Below are 1,000 nucleotides of genomic sequence, written 5' to 3' on the forward strand. Positions count from 1 at the left end.
ACGCGGTCTTCGTATGAATACATGAACTACCTCCAAGGTAGTCCAAGATTTTGTTCGCACCCCCAAAGCGGACATTTCAATCTAGCTACTACAAGGTCGAAATGCGATCATACATATTATGTTAAATTATGTGTGCGATTCAGCCGATGTGGACGGTGCGCTGTTGCATCAGGCCCGGGAGGCCGCACTGTTGTATCCGGTGGCAGGATTGTGACCGTCGGACAACAGCACCGTATCGACGCGATTGACGCTCGCTCTTGCAACCGCCGAACCTTGCCAATCATGACCAATAGTGGCCATTCCTGATACCCCGCTGCTTAAAAACGCGGCGGGGGTAGGACGAAAACCCGGATCCTATTCAAGTCGACACAGGCTCCACAGGCGGGACAATTTTTGGCGGGCAGTTACAACCGCTCGCCGAGGCATCCGAGTACGGCACAACCCATCAGAACAAGAGTTCCTTCTCCTCATCTTGGAACTGATCCATAAGCGCATCGTGCCCACGCTGTCGGCGAAGCTCCCACTCGTCCTTTGTTAGCGGCACCGCGAGATAGAACTGCGTTTGCTTCCCATCGATCTCGTAGCAGTCCGGTACTCCCTCGCAGTCAAGCGAAGTAGCAGTTCTGAGCAAGATCACGGCGTACGGCATGTCTGCGCCTTCGGTGGCTTGATCGGGCATCACAACAACTTCGCCGAGGCCAAGCTGCATGGATGGTGGTCTCAAGAATCAAGTGCAACGTTTAGCCAATCCGGCGGCAGCCAATTCCATCGCCATAGCCTCTTCAGGGGTTTTCCAGTTGAGGGTTTGGCGAGGGCGGCCATTCATCAGTTTGGCAATGTCGTTCAATTGCATCTGGGTGACGCCTGACAGGTCGGCCCCCTTGGGCAGAAACTGGCGCAGCAGGCCGTTGGTATTTTCGTTGCTGCCCCGTTGCCAAGGGGCGTAGGGATCTGCGAACCAGATGTCCAGATTCAGTCGTTCAGCCAGCTCGACATGACA

2 protein-coding genes are annotated in these 1,000 nt (G+C 55.0%); both read right to left on the reverse strand.

From position 1 onward, the window contains the following. Nucleotides 1-445: 445 nt before the first annotated feature. Nucleotides 446-709 (reverse strand): suppressor of fused domain protein, encoded by a 264-nt coding sequence (locus tag G3N64_RS39225; RefSeq protein ID WP_205788911.1) that lies wholly within the window; start codon nt 707-709, stop codon nt 446-448. Between the two features lie 18 nt (nt 710-727). Then, nucleotides 728-1,000, reverse strand: a 273-nt coding sequence (locus G3N64_RS39230) for an IS30 family transposase (RefSeq protein WP_205788912.1), incomplete at its 5' end; no start/stop codon positions are given.

The sequence above is a fragment of the Burkholderia sp. Ac-20344 genome (genome assembly GCF_017104975.1).
GTDB lineage: Bacteria > Pseudomonadota > Gammaproteobacteria > Burkholderiales > Burkholderiaceae > Burkholderia.

What these genes read in the sequence shown, in the direction of transcription:
- G3N64_RS39225 (WP_205788911.1), bottom strand. Translation starts at nt 709, where the DNA reads ATGCAGCTTGGCCTCGGCGAAGTTGTTGTGATGCCCGATCAAGCCACC.